Genomic DNA, 1,638 nt, shown 5'->3' on the forward strand with positions numbered 1-1,638 from the left:
AAGTATTTTGAGATGATTTTTGGGGTTGCGACGTAAAATTTTGGCGTAGATAGAACATATAGTTCATCGAGCCAAAATTTTACTAGCTCCACAAAAAGCACTCAAAAGACAAGGCTACAAAAGGAAAATTTATGAAAAAACTATTTTTAATCATCGGCGCTCCAGGCTCTGGCAAAACCACTGATGCATCGCTAATCGCGCAAGAGGACGCCAAATTTGCGCACTTCTCAACGGGCGATCTGCTACGCGCAGAGGTTGCCAGCGGCTCAGAGCTAGGCAAGCTAATCGACGGTTTCATCTCGAAGGGTAACCTAGTCCCGCTTGACGTCGTCGTAAACGCGATCGTCTCGGCGATCAAAAGCTCAGATAAATCAAACGTCATAATCGACGGCTATCCGCGTAGCGTCGAGCAGATGACCGAGCTAGACAAGGTGCTAGCCGCGCAAAACGAGATCGCGTTAAAAGGTGTGATCGAAGTGGACGTTAGCGAAGTCGTCGCACGCGAGAGAGTGCTCGGACGAGCGCGCGGAGCCGACGACAACAACGAGGTTTTCAACAACCGCATGAAGGTTTATTTGGAGCCGATCGAGGCGATACGCAAATTTTACAAAGAAAAAGGCCTGCTCCACGTCGTAAACGGCGAGCGTGCGATTGAGCCTATCGTGGCCGACGTCAAAGCTCTCGTAAATAGCCTATAAACATTATTTTAGAGCCTCGAGCGAGGCTCTAAATTTAAGCTTTTTATAAATCCAAATTAACAAATAATTCACGAAATATCATTAAAATCCGCACTATGATTTCACGAAAATCACATAAAATTTTAAAGGATACGTAATGTTTAAGAAAATAGTTTTATCAGCGGCTCTTGCTAGCGCAATGTTTGCAGCAGGCGGATTTACTGGTTCAGGCGCGCAAAACGCAGCAAATCAAGGCGGCTTCGTCGGCAAAGGCGCCTTGAGCGCAAGCACGGTAAAACAAGCCCTAGCACTACCAGATGACGCTCGCGTCGTGCTTGAGGGCAAGATCGTCTCCGAGTTTCGCCCTGAGCACTACCAGTTCGTCGATAAAAACGGCGACACGATCGAAGTCGAGACCGACCACAAAGACTGGAGAGGCGTAACCGTCGATGAAAACACGCCAGTGCGCATCTACGGCGAGGTCGATAAGGACTTTATGAAAACCTCTATCGACGTAAAAACTATCGAAATAATCAAATAATTTTAGGGCGGTTCGCCGCCTTAAAATTTCTCCAAATTTTAATTCCCTCAAAATTTATAAATTTGACTTTTTTAGCATCAAATTTACCGCCGTAATGCCGGTCAAATTTTGGTCTACTTCAACTCCGTTTTACTCCAAATTTAGCCGAGATTTTATATAATCTCTTAATCAAATTTCAAGGCAAGTATCTCAAAGCGTTTTGCTACAAAACGCCGCGTGATAGGAGCTTTACAAAGGATTAAAATGGACGTTTCAAAAATCAAAGCAGGCTCAAGCCCGGACAAAATCAACGCCGTGATCGAGATCCCGTACGGCTCGAACATAAAATACGAAATCGACAAAGATAGCGGCGCGGTCGTAGTCGATCGCGTGCTCTACTCGGCGATGTTCTACCCGGCAAACTACGGCTTCGTGCCAAAC

At 45.8% G+C, this 1,638-nt stretch carries 3 protein-coding genes; all 3 read left to right on the forward strand.

The genetic code is table 11. The features are described from left to right. Window positions 1–131 precede the first annotated feature (131 nt). Window positions 132–698: an adenylate kinase gene (locus H740_RS07170; RefSeq protein WP_002952799.1), complete on the forward strand. Its 567-nt coding sequence runs from the start codon at window positions 132–134 to the stop codon at window positions 696–698. A gap of 136 nt (window positions 699–834) precedes the next feature. Continuing rightward, window positions 835–1,218 (forward strand): YgiW/YdeI family stress tolerance OB fold protein, encoded by a 384-nt coding sequence (locus H740_RS07175; RefSeq protein WP_002952801.1) that lies wholly within the window; start codon window positions 835–837, stop codon window positions 1,216–1,218. Between the two features lie 243 nt (window positions 1,219–1,461). Then, window positions 1,462–1,638, forward strand: a 177-nt coding sequence (locus H740_RS07180) for an inorganic diphosphatase (protein ID WP_002952802.1), incomplete at its 3' end; no start/stop codon positions are given.

It is taken from the genome of Campylobacter showae CC57C (assembly GCF_000344295.2).
In the GTDB taxonomy this organism is placed as follows: domain Bacteria; phylum Campylobacterota; class Campylobacteria; order Campylobacterales; family Campylobacteraceae; genus Campylobacter_A; species Campylobacter_A showae_B.